The organism is Paracoccus sp. TRP, assembly GCF_000185925.1.
GTDB lineage: Bacteria > Pseudomonadota > Alphaproteobacteria > Rhodobacterales > Rhodobacteraceae > Paracoccus > Paracoccus kondratievae.
Genome location: NZ_AEPN01000010.1, coordinates 101,166 through 118,939 on the forward strand (window position 1 = coordinate 101,166; position 17,774 = coordinate 118,939).

A 17,774-nucleotide genomic window follows, 5' to 3' on the forward strand; every position below is an offset into this window, starting at 1 on the left:
ATCCCCAGCCATTCCCAGCGAGGACCGAATGGGCCAAGAATTGCGCTTTCTTCTGAACGACAGCGAGGTGCGCCTGACCGAGGTCGGATCACGCGACACGCTTCTGGACTTTTTGCGGCTGAACCGCCGCCTGACCGGCACCAAAGAAGGCTGCGCCGAAGGCGATTGCGGCGCCTGCACCGTTCTGGTCGGCCGGCTTTATCAGGGCCGGTTGCATTACGAACCGATCAACGCCTGCATCCGCTTTCTTGCCTCGTGCCACGGCTGCCATATCGTGACGGTCGAGCATCTGCGCGGACCACAGGGCGGGCTGCATCCGGTTCAGGCCGCAATGGTCGAACATCACGGCAGCCAATGTGGCTTTTGCACGCCGGGCTTTGTCATGGCGCTTTACGGTCTGTGGATGCAGAACCCGCGCCCCGACATGCTGGCGATTGAAACCGCGCTGCAGGGCAACCTGTGCCGCTGCACGGGTTATGAGCCGATCGTGAAAGCCGCCTTTGCCGCCTCGGAGGCCGGAGGGCAGCATATGGATGCGCTGAGCGTCGAACGTGAGCACGTCATTGCCGCATTGAACGCCATCCCGCGCGAGCGGGTCGAGGTTGCGCGCGGCGATGACCGCGCCATCCTGCCCGCCGATGCCGCCGATCTGGCACAGGTGCTGGCCGTCTATCCCAAAGCGACCATCGTCGCCGGGGCCACGGATGTCGGGCTGTGGGTGACGAAATTCCTGCGCAACATCTCTCCGGCCGTGTTCATCGGCCATTTGCAGGACCTCAAGCGGATTGAGCTTGCCGAGGGTCGGATCACCATCGGCGCTGGCGTCACCTATAGCGAGTTTGAGCCGTTCTTGCGCGAACACTTCCCCGAGGCGGTTGATTACTGGCTGCGCATCGGCGGCTGGCAGGTCCGCAACGCCGGGACTATCGGCGGCAATATCGCCAACGGCTCTCCTATCGGCGAAACGCCGCCCCTGCTGATCGCGCTTGGTGCTACCCTGCGGCTGCGCAGCGCCGAGGGTACGCGCGAACTGCCGGTCGAGGATTACTTTATCGAATACGGCAAGCAGGACCGCCGCCCCGGCGAATTCGTCGAGGCGATCGCCGTGCCGCTTAAAGGTAATGCCCGTATCGCCGCCTATAAGGTCAGCAAGCGCCACCACGCCGATATCACCGCCTCTGCCGCCGCCTTCCGGGTGGAAACCGACGGGACGACGATCATCGACGCACGCGTGGCCTTTGGCGGCATGGCCGGCACGCCCAAACGTGCGACCGGGGCCGAGGCCGCACTGAAGGGCCAGCCCTTCACCGCCGAGACCTTCGAGGCTGCGGCGCGCGCAGTCGCCAATGACTTTCAGCCGCTCACCGACTGGCGTGCCACCAAGGAATATCGCCAGACGCTTGCCGCCAATTTTTTCCGCCGCTTCTGGCTTGAACAGCAGGGTGAGGACCACCGCCTGAGGAGGGTCGAATGAAACAGGACGTTTTCGTCAAGGGCGCTGCCCATACGCCGATCATCCATGACTCGGCGGTCAAACATGTCACCGGCCAGGCCGATTACACCGACGACCTGCTGGAACCGGTGGGAACGCTGCACGCCTATCTGGGCCTTTCGACGGTCGCGCATGGCCGCATCCGTTCGCTGGATCTGTCCAAAGTGCGCGAGGCGCCCGGGGTGCATCTGGTCCTGACAGCCGAGGATATTCCCGGCGTGAACGACATCTCTCCCTCGGGGCTGCATGACGAACCGCTGCTGGCCACCGATGAGGTGCAGTTCCACGGCCAGCCGATCTTTGCCGTGGTGGCCGAGACCCGCGATCAGGCACGCCGCGCCTGTCAGCTGGCACAGATCGAATACGAAGAGCTGCCCTTTGCCATCGACGCCATCGGTGCCCGCGACGCCGGTATGGGCTATGTGACCAAGCCGCTGAAGCTTCAGCGTGGCGACATGGCCGGGCTTGAGCGCGCGCCCCGCCGCATCTCGGGGCGGCTGACCGTCGGCGGGCAGGAGCATTTCTATCTTGAAAGCCAGATCGCCATGGCGATCCCGGGCGAGGATGATGAGGTGGTCGTCAACACCTCTACCCAACACCCCAGCGAAGTGCAGCATATGGTCGCCCATGTGCTGGGCGTGCCCTCGAATGCGGTGGTGGTAAACGTCCGGCGGATGGGCGGCGGGTTCGGCGGCAAGGAATCGCAGATGAACCCCTTTGCCTGCATCTCGGCGCTGGCAGCGAAAAAGCTGAACCGGGCCGTCAAGTTGCGGCCCGACCGCGACGACGATTTCGCCATCACCGGCAAGCGCCACGATTTCGTCATCGACTATGAGGTCGGCTATGACGAGACGGGTAAGATTCATGCAGTCGAGGCCGATTTCTACGCCCGCTGCGGCTTTTCGGCCGATCTGTCGGGTCCGGTGACCGACCGGGCACTGTTTCATGCCGACAACGCCTATTTTTACCCGGCGGTCGAGCTGCGCAGCCATCCGATGAAGACCAACACCTGCTCAAACACCGCCTTCCGCGGCTTTGGCGGGCCGCAGGGCGTCATCATGGCCGAGCGCGTGATCGAAGATATTGCCTATACGCTGGGCCGCGATCCGCTGGAGATCCGCAAGCTGAACCTCTATCAGAACGGCCAGCTGACCCCCTATCATCAGGAGGTCGAGGACCAGATCCTGCCGCGCATCTTTGATGAGCTTGAGGCAAGCAGCGACTACCACGCCCGCAGGCAGGCCGTGCTGGACTGGAACGCCAAGGGTGGCGTCATCCGCAAGGGTATCGCACTGACCCCGGTCAAGTTCGGCATCAGCTTTACCGCAACCTGGTACAACCAGGCCGGCGCGCTGATCCACATCTATTCCGACGGCTCGGTCCACCTGAACCATGGCGGGACCGAGATGGGTCAGGGCCTGAACACCAAGGTCGCTCAGGTCGTGGCCGAGGCGCTGGGGATCGACATCGACCGCATCCGCATCACCAGGACCACGACCGAGAAAGTGCCGAACACCTCGGCCACCGCCGCATCGTCAGGGTCGGACCTGAACGGGATGGCGGCGCTTGATGCCTGTCAGCAGCTTATCGCCCGCCTGACTGCATTTGCGGCCGAGACCAAGGGCGTTGCCCCCGAACTGGTCAGCATCGGCGAGACGGTGCAGATCGGCAATGAAACCATGCCCTTCGACGCCTTTATCAAAAGCGCCTATATGGCGCGGATCCAGCTGTCGGCGGCGGGCTTTTACAAGACGCCAAAAATCCATTGGGACCGCGAAACCGGCCGGGGTCGCCCGTTCTACTATTTCGCCTATGGGGCGGCCTGCTCCGAAGTCTCGGTCGATACGCTGACCGGCGAATACGTCATCGAGCGCGCCGATGTCCTGCATGACGTTGGCCGCAGTCTGAACCCTGCGCTGGACAAGGGGCAGGTCGAGGGCGCTTTTGTGCAAGGAACCGGCTGGCTGACCAGCGAGGAACTGTGGTGGGACGACAAGGGGCGACTGCGCACGCACGCGCCTTCGACCTACAAGATCCCGCTGGCCTCGGACCGACCCAAGGTCTTTAACGTCAATCTCGCCGACTGGTCAGTGAACCGCGAGGCGACGATCAAACGCTCAAAGGCCGTGGGCGAGCCGCCCTTTATGCTGGGGATCAGCGTCTTTCAGGCGCTGAACATGGCGGTCGCCTCTTTCAACGGCTATGCCGAGAACCCGCGCATCGACGCCCCCGCAACGCCCGAGCGGGTGCTGATGGCGATCGAGCGGGTGCGGCGATGATCCGGGTCGAGGTTACGCGCACGCGCGGTTCAGCCCCGCGCGAAAAGGGGGCGGTGATGCATGTCACCGAACAGGGCCTCAGCGGCACGATCGGGGGTGGCCAGCTTGAATATATGGCCATCGACCGCGCCCGGCAGATGCTGGCGCGCGGCGAAGAGGCGGCTTGCATGGACGTGCCGCTGGGACCGCAGATCGGCCAATGCTGCGGTGGCCGGGTCGAGCTTGTGCTGACCCGCGTCGCCGAAGCGCCGCCCCAGCCCGAACATCCCCGGGTGCTGATTTTTGGCGCAGGCCATGTCGGGCGGGCGCTTTCGCGCGCGCTGGCGCTTTTGCCGCTGCGGCCGATCCTGATCGACCAGCGCGCAGGCGAGCTCGCGCAGGCAGAGGGCGAAACCCGCCTGACCCCCCTGCCCGAAGCCGAGATCCGCCACGCCCCGTTTGGCACCAGCTTTGTCGTCGTTACCCATGATCACGCGCTGGATTTCCTGCTGGCGGCCGAGGCGCTGCGCCGTATGGACGCGCCTTATATCGGCATGATCGGCAGCCGGACCAAGCTGGCGCAGTTTCGCCGCTTTGCCCGGGCGCAGGGGCTCGACACCGACCGGCTGACCTGCCCCATCGGCGCAGGCTGGTCGCGTGACAAGCGCCCCGAGATCATCGCCGCCTTCACCGCCGCCGAGATTATCGGCCGTCTGACCGAAACCGTTTCTTCACCGAAAAGACACCCATGCGAAAGCTGATCCGGGGGCGCACGCTCTCATTCCATGCCGACCCGGTCGAGGTCGAAAACGCGTTTACCTATCACGAGGATGGCGCCGTCATCGTCGAGGATGGCAAGATCGCCGCCGTCGGCGATTACGCCGATCTGCGCCAGCCCGACCTGCCGGAAACCGATCACCGCCCGCATCTGATCCTGCCGGGCTTTATCGACACCCATATCCATTTCCCGCAAGTGCAGGTGATCGCCAGCTGGGGCGCGCAGCTTCTTGATTGGCTGAACACCTATACCTTTCCCGAGGAATCGCGCTTTGCCCAGCAGGGACACGCCCCGGCCATGGCCGAGCGGTTCCTCGACCTGCTGCTGGCCCATGGCACCACCACCGCCGTCGCCTTTTGTTCGGTCCATCCGCAATCGGCCGAGGCGCTGTTTTCAGCAGCCGAGGCACGCAGTATGGCGATGATCGCCGGCAAGGTGATGATGGACCGCAATGCGCCCGAGGCGGTGCTGGACACCCCCCAACAGGGCTATGACGACAGCAAGGCGCTGATCGCCAAATGGCACGGCCGCGGCAGGCTGCGCTATGCGATCACACCGCGCTTTGCCATCACCTCGACGCCCGAGCAGATGCAGATGGCGGGCCAGCTTGTCCGCGAACATCCCGACTGTCATGTGCAAACCCACCTGAGCGAGAACCGCGACGAGATCGCATTTACGCTAAGCCTATACCCGCAGGCGCGCGACTATCTGGACATCTATGAGACCTACGGCCTGCTTTCGGATAAGCTGCTGCTGGGCCACTCGATCCACCTTGAACCGCGCGAGATTGCCCGCATGGCCGAGACCGGCTCACGCGCGGTGTTCTGTCCGACCTCGAACCTGTTCCTCGGCTCGGGCCTGTTTGACGAGGCGGGCTTGCGCGCTGCGGGCGTGGTCAGCGGCATCGCCACCGATGTCGGCGGCGGCACCAGCTATTCGATGCTGCAAACCCTGAACGAGGGTTACAAGATCCTGCAAATGCGCGGGCAAAAGCTGCATCCCTTTGCCGCCTTCCATTGGGTCACGCGTGGCAATGCGCTGGCGCTTGGCATGGCCGACCGCATCGGCACACTGGACACCGGCAGCGACGCCGATCTGGTGGTGCTCGACAGCCGCGCCACCCCGGCGATGGCACTGCGTATGGATCGGGCCGGGACGCTGGCCGAAGAGCTGTTCATCCTGCAAATCCTGGGCGATGACCGCTCGATCGCGCAGACCTATGTCGCCGGAGAACCGATGCTTGGCTAAGGGCCAGACCAGCTGACGGGTTCAGTCCCGCCAGCCCCGGTCTGCCTCGTGAATACGTTCCGCAAAGCGGACCAGATCGGCAAGCGACTGTGCCCCGATCTTGCGCATCACCCGGCCGCGCCGGACCTTGACGGTGATTTCACTGACATCCAGCATCCCGGCGATCTGTTTGTTCAACAGCCCCTTTATGACCAGATCCATCACTGCGCGTTCGCCTTGGTTCAGGCTGGCATAGCGGCGGCGCAGATCCTGCCTGACCGCCTCTTCCTGCCGGCGGATGCGGTCCCGGGCGATACCCTGCTGAATGGCATCAAGCAGGTCCTGATCCCGAAAGGGCTTGGTCAGAAACTCGATGGCGCCGCCCTTCATCGCACGGACGGACATGGGGATATCGCCATGGGCAGTGATAAAGACGATGGGGATATGCAGCCCCTGCCGCGCCAGCTCGTCCTGAAAATCAAGGCCGCTCAGCCCGGGCATACGCACATCAAGCACCAGACAGGCCGGGGCATCGGGCCGCTCAGCCTGTAAAAACTCCTGGCTTGAGGCAAATAGCATGCTGCCCAGTCCGACCGAGGCCAGCAGATCCTCAAGCGCGTCCCGGACCGATCTGTCGTCATCGACGACAAAGACCACAGGCTGATCCTGCTGACTGTCTTTAGGCATATTGTCCCGGTTCATAGGCATCATCACCCCCGTGTCTGGCGCGCGCGCAGGGTAAAATGAAATACCGCCCCGCCCTCGGGTTGCGGCTCGACCCAGATCCGTCCGCCATGCGCCTCGACGATCGAGCGGCTGACGGCAAGCCCAATCCCCATTCCCTGAGGTTTGGTGGTGTAGAAGGCATCGAATATGCCTGCAACCGCCTCGGGCGGGACACCTGTGCCATGGTCGCGGATCGAGAAGCGCACGAAGCCCGGCACTTCGCACGCCAGATCAATCGCCAGCTCGCGTCGCTCGGCCGGGGTGGCGGCCATGGCGTCGATGGCGTTCAGGACGATGTTCAACAGGACCTGCTGGACCTGCACGCTATCGGCCAACACAAGGGGCAGGCCATCGGCCGGTCTGACACGCACCCGGACCCCGTTCCGGTCCAGCTCACCGCGGCTTAGCGCGACGACCCCGGCGACCAGTACCGGGGCCTCTTGCCAATCTGCCCGCGGATCGGCGCGTTTGGACAGGTTGCGCACCTGCGCGACGATATCGCTGGCCCGGTTCGCATCGCCGATGATCCGCTCAAGCGCCTGTCGCGCCTTGCCAAGATTGGGCGGACCCGCCGCCAGCCAGCGCAACCCCGCATTGGCGCTAGTTACCACCGCCGTCAGAGGCTGGTTCACCTCATGCGCGATTGATGCGGTCATCTCGCCCAGCGTATTGACCCGGGCAAGCCGGACAAGCTGAGCCCGCGCCTCATGTTCGGCCAGAATGACCGAAGATCGGGTCAGGGCCAGATATGTGGTGATGGCAATGGCGCAAAGGCTCAGCGCGCAATTGATCACGCCAGCTTCGTAAGCCCCGGCGTGAGTAAAGAAGAAACTGGCCAGCGTCAGCACGATGCAGCTTGCCGCCACTACCAGCACACCGCGCCGGCGCAGGAACCCATCGGCGATCAGCACCACGGCGACGTAAAAGACCGCCACCGCGATTTCCAGCGCAGTGATGGTATCGGCGACGAATATCACCACCATCAGCCCAAGCATGAATGCCCAGCGCAGGGTGACGGCGATTTCTGCAAGACCCGGACGATTTTCGATCACCCCATCATCCTTTTCGGCTGTACCGACTGCTGTCGGGCGCGGTTCTACACCTTCGACGCGGGCGGAACGACGCATTAATCCCGCCCCGTCCCGGCCGCGTCCAGACGCCATCGGGCGGCAGTGACCATCGGCTCAAGGCTCAGCCGGCCGACGATCTGCTCAAGCAGCCGGTCCTGCCGGTTGTCGGCGCGCACGAAGGCCAGGACCTCGACCCGGTTGCTGTCCTCGATATTGCTGCTTTCCAGCTCGTGGATATGCAGGGCTGTGCCCAGATCGCGCAGCAGCAGCGCGCGGATCTGGGCCTCGACCTCGCCATGACAAACGATCGAGATGTGGTAATCCGCCCCGGCCTCGCTGGAGGCGACGGGGCGGCGTCCGATGACCCGCACCAGTGGTCGCAGTACCAGATTGACACCGATCACGAAACAGGCGGCAATGGTGGCGTGGGGATAAAAACCGGCGCCACACAGCACCCCCACCGCCGCCGAGCACCAAAGCGTCGCTGCCGTGTTCAGGCCGGTGACGTTAAGGCCTTCCTTGAAGATGATGCCGGCGCCCAGAAAGCCGATCCCCGAAACGACCTGCGCCGCCATCCGGGTCGGGCTCATCTCGCCCGAGACAAGGCTTGCAAACAGCACGAAACTCGCCGCACCCAGCGCCACCAGCGTGTTGGTGCGCAGACCGGCGAGCCTTTGGCGCCATTGCCGCTCAAACCCGATCAGGCCGCCGAGCAACACCGCTGCGCTGAGGCCGAAAAAAGTCTGCGGAAGATGGTCAGTATTCAACATCGCACTCTCTCCTTCTGCCTGGGTCAAAGGGTCCGCGCCGGAGCGGGTAGCGGGGCCACCCCCTCTGCCTCGCGGATCGGCGCAACGAGCAGCAGGAGCGTGATCAGCAACAGATAGACGGCAACCGTGACCCAGCGGGCGGCACGAAGCGCAATGGGCGCGGGCTGGACAAGGGGCTGGGGGTTGCGTGACATAAGGATCGGACGTTGAAACATGGCGAAACTCCGTGGCAGGCGGTAAGAGAACGCCTCATCCGCCTGCCGTGGTGCCGCGCTCAGAATATCCAGATGAACTGGCCGCAAACAGACCGGCCGCAACTTGAAGGGTCGTCCATTGTCCCTGTCCTTTCTGTCATGCAGTGATCCGGCCAACGGCATCGCCGGGACGCGCCGCTGGCCATTCCGGTTCTGACCGCGCCTTACAGCCAGGCCTTGAAACGGCGGATGTAGAGCGTTTTCACCAGCTGGGTCAGCACACAATACCCTGCCAAAGTCGCCACCAGCCAAGGAAAGTAGGACCAGGGCAGCGGTTGCAGCCCAATCATGCTGCCAAGCGGCGAGAAGGGAATATAGATGCCCAGCACCATGATCGCCCCGGTCAGCAGCAGAACGGGCCAGGTCGCCGTGCTCTGGACAAAGGGTATCTTACGCGTGCGGATCATATGCACGACCAGCGTCTGGGACAGCAGCCCCTCGATGAACCAGCCCGACTGAAAGAGCGACTGTTCCCCGATCGTGTTGGCGCTGAAGACGAACCACATCAGGCAATAGGTGGTGATATCAAAGATCGAGCTGATCGGACCGATGACCACCATAAAGCGGGCGATGTCCCCCGCATACCATTGGCGCGGCTTTTCCAGATACTCCTCATCCATGCGGTCCCAGGGCAGCGACAGCTGCGAGACGTCATAGCAAAGGTTCTGGATCAGCAGGTGGATCGGCATCATCGGCAGGAACGGCAGAAAGGCCGAGGCCACCAGCACGCTGAACACATTGCCAAAGTTCGAGCTGGCCGTCATCTTGATATATTTGATGATATTGCCAAAAACCTCGCGGCCCTTGATCACGCCCTCTTCCAGCACCATCAGGCTTTTCTCAAGCAGGATGATATCGGCGGATTCCTTGGCAATATCTGCGGCGGTATCGACCGATATCCCCACATCGGCATCGCGCAGCGCCGGAGCATCGTTGATCCCGTCGCCCAGATAGCCGACGGTATGACCCAGCGATTTCAGCACCTGAATGACGCGCGCCTTGTCCAGCGGCGACATCTTGGCAAATACCGTCGTACGCCCGGCAACCTCGGCCAGCTGCGTATCGTCCAGCCTTGCGATGTCGCGCCCAAGCAGCGGGGTTCCGACCTTTAGCCCGACTTCATGACAGATCTTGGCGGTGACGACAGCATTGTCACCGGTCAGGATCTTGACCGCTACGCCATGGGAATGCAGCGCGGCAATCGCCGCCCGCGCGCTGTCCTTGGGCGGATCGAGAAAGGCGAGGAAACCGTGCAGCGTCAACCCGGCCTCATCGCTAAGCGAATAGGCAGATTTTGCCTCTGCGCTGGTGAATTCGCGGGTGGCGACCAGCACCACGCGCAGACCATCCTCATTCAGCGCCCGCGCGCGGGCAACCAGAGCGGCGCGCCGCTCGGCATCCAACGGGCACATGCCGTCAGGACCCGCGACGAAAGAGGAAATCGCCAGCATCTCTTCGACAGCGCCCTTGCAGACAAGCAGGTGCTCCCCCCCTTCTCCGGCGACCACGACCGAAAGGCGGCGGCGGACAAAATCAAAGGGGATCTCGTCCACCTTGTGATAGTTCAGGGGCCAGTCCGTGCCTTTACGGTTTTTGTTGGCCGCGGCATAGTCCAGCACAGCAAGGTCAAGCAGGTTCTTGACCCCGGTCTGATGGTGGCTGTTCAGCCATGCAATCTGCAACACCCGGTCATCTGGCACGCCTTCGGTATTGAAATGCGCCTCAAGAATGACGCGGTCCTGGGTCAGCGTGCCGGTCTTGTCGGTGCAAAGCACATCCATCGCGCCAAAGTTCTGGATGGCGTTCAGGCGTTTGACGATCACCTTGCGCCGCGACATGGCAATCGCGCCTTTGGCAAGGTTCGCGGTCACGATCAGCGGCAGCATTTCGGGCGTCAGGCCGACAGCGACAGACAGCGAGAACATCAGCGCCTCAAGCCAGTCCCCCTTGACCACGCCATTGATGACCAGAACGATCGGCACCATCACCAGCATAAAGCGGATCAGCAAATAGCTGACACTTTTGACGCCGCGGTCGAACGAGGTCTCGGCCCGGGTGCCAACGATGGCTTTGGAAAGAGAGCCGAAATAGGTGTGATTGCCGGTCGCAACCACAATCGCGTGGCCCTGTCCGCTGACGACATTCGTCCCCATGAAGCAAATGTTGCTGAGATCAAGCGGCCCGGCATCGGCGGGCGCGACGGCACCGGCCGATTTCTCGGCCACCGCGCCGAGCGTGTCGTATTTCTCGACCGGGATGGATTCGCCGGTCAGGACCGCCTGACTGACAAACAGGTCCTTAGATTCGATCAGCCGCACATCGGCGGGGATCATGTCACCGGCACCAAGGCGTACAATATCGCCGACGACCAGTTCGCGCATGGGGATCTCGGACCATTGCCCCTCTGGCGCGCCCCCGGTACGGCGCAGCACGGTTGCGGTGGTGCGCACCATGGCCTGCAACGCCTCGGCCGCGCGGGTCGAGCGGAACTCCTGCCAGAAACGCAGGATAACGCTCAGCACGATCATGGTGCCGATGATGATCGGGCCGGTCAGATCCTCGGGCTCAAGATAGACCGAAATCGCCGCCAGCATCGCCAGAACCAGGATGAAGGGGTTTTTCAGTGTTGCAAGCAACTGGATCGCCCAATGCGGAGCCTTTTCGTGGACGGTCTCGTTCGGACCGTTCCTGTGCAGGCGACGTTCGGCCTCGGCCGCAGTCAGGCCGCTCAGCGAGGATTTCAGGTTCGCAATCGTGATGGTCAGGTCGTTGTTTGCCTCACGCACGGCCCGCATCGAAAGAATGGCCGCAGGTTTCTGCGGCGTCTGCCTGTGTCGCTCGCGGGTGGAAAGTGTCTGGTTCATTATCGGTTCTGCCTTGTCGTTTTGCACGCAGCGGCGCGGCAGAAACGGTACCCTGTCTCAGAAAAACAGCGGCCCGTCCCTCGCTGGCACGAGCCGCGTGGAGCATTGATCAAATCGCGTTTCTGCATGGGGCCGTCGCCCGGGCCTCAGGGCAAAAGCGGCGGCCGGTCAAGGTCCGCTATCCGTGTCGGAGCCTTTTCCCCGGCATCCTGCGCGGAAACGCCCGTGCGCCCCGCAAAAGCCCAGGCTCGGTGCCAGCGCCTTCATCGACAGTGACACGGGCGGCGTGCCAGGAAGCCGTCAGTTGCCGGGTGTCAGGGCTGACGGACCAGCACATCCGCAGACGCGGCGCGGCCTGCATGGCCGACACCGGGCGGATGGGACGGATAACGTGATTGCGCCGGCCCTGGACCGGCACCACATTCCTGATGCGAATGCTGTTGTTCATGTCTCACCTCGTTATCCGCTGCAACGGACACCCCGAGGAAAGACCTGGCGGCCTAGCCCGTGCGGAGCATCTTTTGCAGCGCGTTAGATCGACTACTGTCGCTCGCCATTTCTGTACTTTCCTGTAGATGTCCGGTCGCGCAGGCGTCGGACGGCGTGGTTGCTCTTTAGACCAGGCGCGCACTCCTGACGAGTGCGCGTGAGGAAAGAACGGCCTGCCATTGGTATCCCGTTGATATACTTTTGTATAGCCGCGCCCCGGACAGAGGGCCTGGCCGATCCGGGCTCAGCAGGGTTTGGTTGCGGTCGGGCGGTGTGGCGCGACCCGGGCTATTGCCGGGCCAGCCATTCGGTGATTGGGCGGCGCAGGTTGATTTCGCCCGCATCGCGCGCATCATCGATCACGCGCTTAAGCTCGCTCAGGTTCACCCGGCGGATCAGATGCTTGACCGGCCCGATCGAGGCCGGGCGCATCGACAGCCGCCGAAAGCCTAGCGCGGCAAAAGTCATCGCCTCGATCGGGCGGCCGGCATCCTCGCCGCAGAAAGATACGGGCACCCGCGCCTCATCGCAGCGCTGCACGATCTGCTCCAGCAGCGTGATGAACGAGGTGTTGAGCGTGTCATAACGCCGCCGCACCATCTCGTTTTCACGGTCAGCAGCAAAGAAGAACTGCTTCAGGTCATTACCCCCGACCGAGATAAAGTCGCACATCTCAAAGAATTTCTTCGGGGCAAACGCCATCGACGGCGTCTCAAGCATCGCACCGACCCGGATATCCGACGGCAGCGCGTGACCCAGACGCTGTTCACGGGCAAGCTGCTCCATCAGCAGCTTATGCGCCTCTTCGAACTCGTTCATCTCGGTGATGAAAGGAAACATGACATGCAACGGCTGGCCAATGGCGGCACGGATCAGCGCCTGCAACTGCATGCGCAGCACCCCCCGCTTGTCCAGCCCGACACGGATCGCCCGCCAGCCCATGGCCGGGTTCGGTTCGTCCTGTGGCTTCATATAGGGCAGCACCTTGTCCGAACCGATATCGAGCGTTCGGAACATCACCGGCTTGCCATGGGCATTGTCCAGCACATGGGCATAAAGCGCCGCAAGCTCACCCCGGCGCGGAACCTTGGTACGGGTCAGGAACTGCAACTCGGTGCGGAACAGCCCCACCCCCTCGGCGCCCGAGCTTTCAAGGCTGGGCAGATCGGCCATCAGCCCCGCATTCATGTAAAGCTGAATCGTCGTGCCGCATGTCGAGGTTGCAGGCAGGTCACGCAGCCCGGCATAGCGCTGTTGTGCTTCGGCCTGCATGGCCATCTTGTCGCGGAAAGCCTTGGTGACGGTCTCTTCCGGGCGCAGATGCACCGTGCCCATGTCGCCATCAACAAGGATCAGATCACCGTTAAGCGCCTCGGAGGTGATGCGCTCGGCATGGATCACCAGCGGAATTGCCAGCGCACGGGCGACGATGGCGGCGTGGCTGCCAACAGAGCCTTCCTCAAGCACCACGCCTTTGAGCCGTCGGCCATAGTCCAAAAGCTCGGCCGGACCGATGTTGCGGGCGACAAGGATCGGATCCTCGGGCATTTCGGCCCCGGTATCGCGACCCTGCCCGGTCAGGATGCGCAGCAGCCGGTTGGACAGATCGTCAAGATCGTGCAGCCGGTCGCGCAAATAGGGATCGGCGGCGCTTTCCAGCCGGGCGCGAGCCTGGCTTTGTTCTTTTTCGACGGCCGCTTCAGCCGAAAGGCCAAGGTCGATCGCCTCTTCCATCCGGCGCAGCCAACTGCGCGAATGGGCAAACATGCGATAGGTCTCCATCACCTCGGCAGAATCGCCCGAGCCCATATCGGCGGCGGCCAGCAAGGAATCGACCGTGGTGCGCAACATGGCCACGGCCTCATTCAGCCGCGCCTTTTCCTTTAACGGATCGTCGGCAACAGGGTTCGTTATCACGACGCGCGGCTCGTGCAGCCAGACATGACCTTCGGCCGTGCCCTCTTGCCCGGTCGTGCCGCGGAACATGATCGGGAAATGGTGCAGGCTGTCCGCCTGCGAGCCAAGAAAAGCGCCCAGTTCGGCCATTTCGGCCAGAACCATGGCGACGACCTCAAGGCCATAAACCTCATCCTCGCTGAACTGGCGGGCACTGCGGGACTGCACCACCAGCACACCCAGTCTTTCGCCGACGCGCTGAATCGGCACGCCCAGAAAGCTGGAGAACACCTCTTCGCCGGTCTCGGGCATGTAGCGAAAACCGGGCTCACCCGGGGCATCGGCGGTGTTTACATGCCGCCCGGTACGGGCAACACGACCTACCAGCCCCTCACCCAGACGCAGACGGGTCTTGTGCACGGCCTCGGGCTTCAGCCCCTCGGTCGCGCAAAGCTCCAGCGTTTCGGGGTCGCGAAACAGATAGATCGAGCAGACCTCGGTCCCCATCGAATCAGCGATATGATGGGTAATCTGGTCCAGACGATGCTGCCCCCCTCCGGGGGCCGCCAAAGTCTCGCGCAGCCGCCGCAGCAGCTTGCGCGATTCGCTGTCTTTGCGTTCGGGCATAATCCTCCCGCTTCAGCCGTCAGTCTGGTTCAGGACTGTTCCAGTTCAAAGGCATCATGCAGTGCCTGAACCGCCAGTTCCATATATTTGCGGTCGATCAGCACCGAAATCTTGATTTCGCTGGTAGAAATCACCTTGATGTTGATGTTTTCATCGGCCAGCGCCTTGAACATGCGCGCCGCAACACCGGCATGGCTGCGCATACCGATACCAACGACCGAAACCTTGGCGACCTCGGTATCGACGACCAGTTCGTCATAGGCGATGTGACCGGCGGCCTTGGCCTCTTCCATTGCCTTGCGGGCGCGGGCGACCTGGTTGACCGGGCACGAGAAGGTCATGTCGGTGACGGCACCCGGATGGTCCTCGTAGTTCCGTTCCGAAATGTTCTGGACGATCATATCCACGTTGACGCCAGCGTCGGCCAGCGGCGCAAAGATCGCGGCCGAAATGCCGGGACGATCCTCGACGGTGACCAGGGTGATCTTGGCCTCTTCGCGGGAATATGCGACGCCGTTAACGACTTTCGATTCCATGATTTCATCCTCATCGCAGACCAGAGTGCCGCTGTTTTCGTCGGTATCTTCGAACGAACTCAGCACCCGCAGGCGGACCTTGTAGCGCAGCGCCAGTTCGACCGAGCGCGTCTGAAGCACCTTGGCCCCCAGACTGGCCAGCTCCAGCATTTCTTCAAAGGCGATCTTGTCAAGCTTGCGCGCCTTGGAGGTGATGCGCGGGTCGGTGGTATAGACCCCGTCCACATCGGTATAGATATCGCAACGTTCGGCCCCAAAGGCGGCGGCAAAGGCAACGGCGGTGGTGTCCGAGCCGCCCCGGCCAAGCGTGGTGATGCGGTTGTCCACGGTGATGCCCTGGAAACCCGCAACCACGGCAACCCGCATGCCTTCGGCAAATTTCTGGTCGATGTTGTCGCGCGGAATATCGACAAGCCGCGCCGCCGAATGCTGGGACGTGGTATGGATCGGCACCTGCCAGCCCTGCCAGCTGCGCGCGGGCACACCCATTTCCTGCAGCGTCAGCGCCATCAGCCCGGCCGTGACATTCTCACCCGAAGCAACGACAGCATCATACTCGCGCGCGTCAAACAGCGGCGAGGTCGCCTCGACCCAGCCGACCAGTTCGTTGGTCTTGCCCGACATGGCACTGACGATGACGATGACGTCATAGCCGCGTTCGACCTCGCGCTGAACTTTCAGCGCGGCATTCTTGATGCGGTCCAGGTCGGCCACCGAAGTGCCGCCGAATTTCATCACCAGAAGCGGCATTTCTTGCCCCCAGCATCACCAGTTTTCCGGGGCGCGTTCTATGGGCCGCACAGGAAAAGAACAAGGGGCGGCGGGCAGTTCCAGCCGTTTCGGCTGCATTATTTTGCCAACCGCCCCGCCGCTCAGGCCCCGTAACGGTCGCGCCAGCGCAGATGGATATTCTCGCAATGGGCGGTTTCACGGAACATGCGGTCCATCAGCGCCATGAAAAAGCTGCGCCACAGCGACGGCGGCTGGCGATAGACACGAGAGCAAAGCGGCTCTGATCTTTGCCCCCCAAGTGTGCGGTTGATGCAGACGGATGCGATCCACCAGGCGTTCATGAAGACCTCGCTTACTCATCGAGGGTCTTTCAGCAGAGGAATGTGACATCTGGAAAACAGCCGGATCGCAGCCACAAGTTCACGCCATAGTGATACCACAAGGCCACACCTGCGGAAAAGCCGACGGGACCCGGGAAAACCCTGTGAATACGCAGATCAGACCGGGCAGATCAAAAAGCCGACGCAGCGTCAACAACCACAAGGTGTGTTGTGTATTTCCGGCGCATCAATTAGCCCCCCTCACTTCGCAAATATCACGCGAAAACCCCGACCCCACCGCGCCGCACCCGAATTGTTGCTGGCGCTTGTAATTCTGTCAGTCGTGCGACCCTGCCTGTCCCTGTCCGGGACATCAGCCGCACTCGATCAGGAGCTTAGTTCATTATGCCGATCTCTGTTACGCTTACCTCTGTGCAAAACATTGCCGGAGGTCCGACGACCGGCCAGCCCGACGCCAGTTTCACTCTGGCCGAAACCTACGATCCCGCGCTGGACACCACGCAGATCGTCTTTCGGTCACCCGGCCAGACATTGGATATATTCGCCAACGGGGGCAGCGCGCTGCCCGGCTCAAACCCCGACCTGACATATGAAGGATCCGACGGTCAGGAAATCAGCCTGGATGAGGTGCAGACCGCTACCATCATACAGGCCGGGGTCATCTATGAAAACGTCAGGCTTCTGCTTGGCTACAGATCAGCTCCGGACTGGAGCGCAGACAATGGTCAGGCCGCGCTGAACGAAGCCGGATTTCATATCAATGCAATCTGGGCCGAGCTCACTCCGGGCAACTGGGAAATCATCGGCTATACCTCGACCGGCATGTCGATCGAAGAGGCGACCCGGCTTGCGCCCGGTGCCAGCACCGACGACATGGCCGAGGCCCCAGGCGATCTCACAAGAGCCATGCCCGGCGTTGTCGAAGGCACCGATGGGGATGACCTGATCGACGAAAACTATACCGGCGACCCCGGAAGGTGAAAGGGTTGGTCCGGGCGATGACGTCATCATAGGCCTTGGCGGCAACGACTCCATTTTTAGCGGAGCGGGCAACGATACCATTCATGGCGGTGACGGCGACGACTACCTTGATGGCGGAGACGACGACGACCTCATTTATGGCGATGATGGCAACGACTCCATTTTCGGCGGGGCGGGCAACGACACCATTTTTGGCGGAAACGGCAACGACACCATTCAAGGCGGAGACGGCGACGACTACCTTGATGGCGCAGATGACGACGACCTCATTGATGGCGGTGATGGCAACGACTTCATCAATGGCGAGGCGGGCAACGACACAATTCGTGGTGGCAACGGTAACGACGAAATTCATGGCGGCAACGGTAATGATTCGCTGCGGGGGAATGAAGGCGACGATACGCTTTATGGCGGAGCGGGAAACGATACGCTTGTCGGCGACGGGGGAAACAACCTGCTGGACGGCGGAGATGGCGACGACTTTTTACTTTCACAAGTTACCGTTACTGATCCTGAAGATCTGAGAGAAGACACCCTCTATGGAGGCGCGGGAAACGATACCCTTATCGCATACCATGGACATCACCTTCTGGACGGAGGTGAAGGGAATGACTTTCTTTATGGCATGAGCGGCGGCAGCACTCTGACTGGTGGTGAAGGGTTCGATCGATTTGACGTTCACCATGGCGGCGTTCGCGAAACCATCCTGATCACCGATTTCAACACCGGCACC

General features: G+C 62.3%; 14 protein-coding genes. 6 read left to right on the forward strand and 8 right to left on the reverse strand.

Features of this window, described 5'->3' with window-relative positions:
* Nucleotides 1-28 precede the first annotated feature (28 nt).
* From xdhA to guaD, 4 genes are read left to right on the forward strand one after another with little or no spacing between them, the layout of a single operon-like run.
* Nucleotides 29-1,474: a xanthine dehydrogenase small subunit gene (xdhA, locus tag PARACOCCUSGL_RS0108580; protein ID WP_010395315.1), complete on the forward strand. Its 1,446-nt coding sequence runs from the start codon at nt 29-31 to the stop codon at nt 1,472-1,474.
* Nucleotides 1,471-3,771, forward strand: a complete 2,301-nt coding sequence (xdhB, locus tag PARACOCCUSGL_RS0108585; protein ID WP_010395317.1) for a xanthine dehydrogenase molybdopterin binding subunit — start codon at nt 1,471-1,473, stop codon at nt 3,769-3,771. The genes xdhA and xdhB overlap by 4 nt, the downstream gene beginning before the upstream one ends.
* A complete protein-coding gene (gene xdhC / locus PARACOCCUSGL_RS0108590; protein WP_010395319.1) occupies nt 3,768-4,511 on the forward strand; it encodes a xanthine dehydrogenase accessory protein XdhC in 744 nt (247 codons plus the stop codon). Before xdhB ends, xdhC begins: the two co-directional genes overlap by 4 nt.
* Entirely contained in the window at nt 4,499-5,776 is a 1,278-nt protein-coding gene (gene guaD / locus PARACOCCUSGL_RS0108595; RefSeq protein ID WP_010395321.1) for a guanine deaminase, read from the forward strand. Before xdhC ends, guaD begins: the two co-directional genes overlap by 13 nt.
* Before the next feature lie 21 nt (nt 5,777-5,797).
* Here the strand turns inward: guaD and PARACOCCUSGL_RS0108600 are convergent, their stop codons facing one another.
* The 8 genes from PARACOCCUSGL_RS0108600 to PARACOCCUSGL_RS0108640 all read right to left on the reverse strand — a co-directional run bounded on the left by PARACOCCUSGL_RS0108600 (nt 5,798) and on the right by PARACOCCUSGL_RS0108640 (nt 16,060).
* A complete protein-coding gene (locus PARACOCCUSGL_RS0108600) occupies nt 5,798-6,457 on the reverse strand; it encodes a response regulator transcription factor (protein ID WP_010395323.1) in 660 nt (219 codons plus the stop codon).
* An 8-nt stretch (nt 6,458-6,465) separates the two neighbouring features.
* Nucleotides 6,466-7,608 carry a sensor histidine kinase gene (locus PARACOCCUSGL_RS0108605; RefSeq protein WP_010395324.1) on the reverse strand — a complete coding sequence of 381 codons (1,143 nt, stop codon included), beginning with the start codon at nt 7,606-7,608 and terminating at the stop codon, nt 6,466-6,468.
* Nucleotides 7,608-8,321: an MgtC/SapB family protein gene (locus PARACOCCUSGL_RS0108610; RefSeq protein WP_010395326.1), complete on the reverse strand. Its 714-nt coding sequence runs from the start codon at nt 8,319-8,321 to the stop codon at nt 7,608-7,610. Before PARACOCCUSGL_RS0108610 ends, PARACOCCUSGL_RS0108605 begins: the two co-directional genes overlap by 1 nt.
* Nucleotides 8,322-8,344: 23 nt before the next feature.
* The gene (locus PARACOCCUSGL_RS0108615) at nt 8,345-8,536 is read right to left on the reverse strand and encodes a hypothetical protein (protein WP_010395327.1); all 192 of its coding nucleotides are present in this window, start codon (nt 8,534-8,536) and stop codon (nt 8,345-8,347) included.
* Nucleotides 8,537-8,739: 203 nt separating this feature from the next.
* A complete protein-coding gene (mgtA, locus tag PARACOCCUSGL_RS0108620) occupies nt 8,740-11,439 on the reverse strand; it encodes a magnesium-translocating P-type ATPase (protein ID WP_010395330.1) in 2,700 nt (899 codons plus the stop codon).
* Nucleotides 11,440-12,216: 777 nt separating this feature from the next.
* Nucleotides 12,217-14,451: a phosphoenolpyruvate--protein phosphotransferase gene (gene ptsP / locus PARACOCCUSGL_RS0108630; protein ID WP_010395336.1), complete on the reverse strand. Its 2,235-nt coding sequence runs from the start codon at nt 14,449-14,451 to the stop codon at nt 12,217-12,219.
* A gap of 29 nt (nt 14,452-14,480) precedes the next feature.
* Complete coding sequence (locus PARACOCCUSGL_RS0108635; protein WP_010395338.1) at nt 14,481-15,737, reverse strand: aspartate kinase; 1,257 nt, start codon at nt 15,735-15,737, stop codon at nt 14,481-14,483.
* 122 nt (nt 15,738-15,859) lie between these two features.
* A complete protein-coding gene (locus PARACOCCUSGL_RS0108640; protein ID WP_010395341.1) occupies nt 15,860-16,060 on the reverse strand; it encodes a hypothetical protein in 201 nt (66 codons plus the stop codon).
* 384 nt (nt 16,061-16,444) lie between these two features.
* On the opposite strand from PARACOCCUSGL_RS0108640, the gene PARACOCCUSGL_RS0108645 reads away from it, so the two are divergent.
* Both PARACOCCUSGL_RS0108645 and PARACOCCUSGL_RS22690 read left to right on the forward strand, forming a co-directional pair.
* Nucleotides 16,445-17,041, forward strand: coding sequence for a hypothetical protein (locus PARACOCCUSGL_RS0108645; protein WP_010395343.1), 597 nt, complete (start codon nt 16,445-16,447; stop codon nt 17,039-17,041).
* A gap of 52 nt (nt 17,042-17,093) precedes the next feature.
* Nucleotides 17,094-17,774 (forward strand): calcium-binding protein (locus tag PARACOCCUSGL_RS22690; protein WP_369750411.1); only part of this gene is annotated, 681 nt, incomplete at its 3' end.

Excerpts from the sequence above, each read along its gene's own strand:
- guaD (WP_010395321.1), top strand. The coding sequence starts at position 4,499 with ATGCGAAAGCTGATCCGGGGGCGCACGCTCTCATTCCATGCCGACCCG.
- PARACOCCUSGL_RS0108610 (WP_010395326.1), bottom strand. The coding sequence starts at position 8,321 with ATGTTGAATACTGACCATCTTCCGCAGACTTTTTTCGGCCTCAGCGCA.
- PARACOCCUSGL_RS0108615 (WP_010395327.1), bottom strand. The coding sequence starts at position 8,536 with ATGTTTCAACGTCCGATCCTTATGTCACGCAACCCCCAGCCCCTTGTC.
- PARACOCCUSGL_RS0108645 (WP_010395343.1), top strand. The coding sequence starts at position 16,445 with ATGCCGATCTCTGTTACGCTTACCTCTGTGCAAAACATTGCCGGAGGT.
- xdhA (WP_010395315.1), top strand. The coding sequence starts at position 29 with ATGGGCCAAGAATTGCGCTTTCTTCTGAACGACAGCGAGGTGCGCCTG.
- ptsP (WP_010395336.1), bottom strand. The coding sequence starts at position 14,451 with ATGCCCGAACGCAAAGACAGCGAATCGCGCAAGCTGCTGCGGCGGCTG.
- PARACOCCUSGL_RS0108635 (WP_010395338.1), bottom strand. The coding sequence starts at position 15,737 with ATGCCGCTTCTGGTGATGAAATTCGGCGGCACTTCGGTGGCCGACCTG.
- xdhB (WP_010395317.1), top strand. The coding sequence starts at position 1,471 with ATGAAACAGGACGTTTTCGTCAAGGGCGCTGCCCATACGCCGATCATC.
- mgtA (WP_010395330.1), bottom strand. The coding sequence starts at position 11,439 with ATGAACCAGACACTTTCCACCCGCGAGCGACACAGGCAGACGCCGCAG.
- PARACOCCUSGL_RS0108600 (WP_010395323.1), bottom strand. The coding sequence starts at position 6,457 with ATGAACCGGGACAATATGCCTAAAGACAGTCAGCAGGATCAGCCTGTG.
- PARACOCCUSGL_RS0108640 (WP_010395341.1), bottom strand. The coding sequence starts at position 16,060 with ATGAACGCCTGGTGGATCGCATCCGTCTGCATCAACCGCACACTTGGG.
- PARACOCCUSGL_RS0108605 (WP_010395324.1), bottom strand. The coding sequence starts at position 7,608 with ATGCGTCGTTCCGCCCGCGTCGAAGGTGTAGAACCGCGCCCGACAGCA.
- xdhC (WP_010395319.1), top strand. The coding sequence starts at position 3,768 with ATGATCCGGGTCGAGGTTACGCGCACGCGCGGTTCAGCCCCGCGCGAA.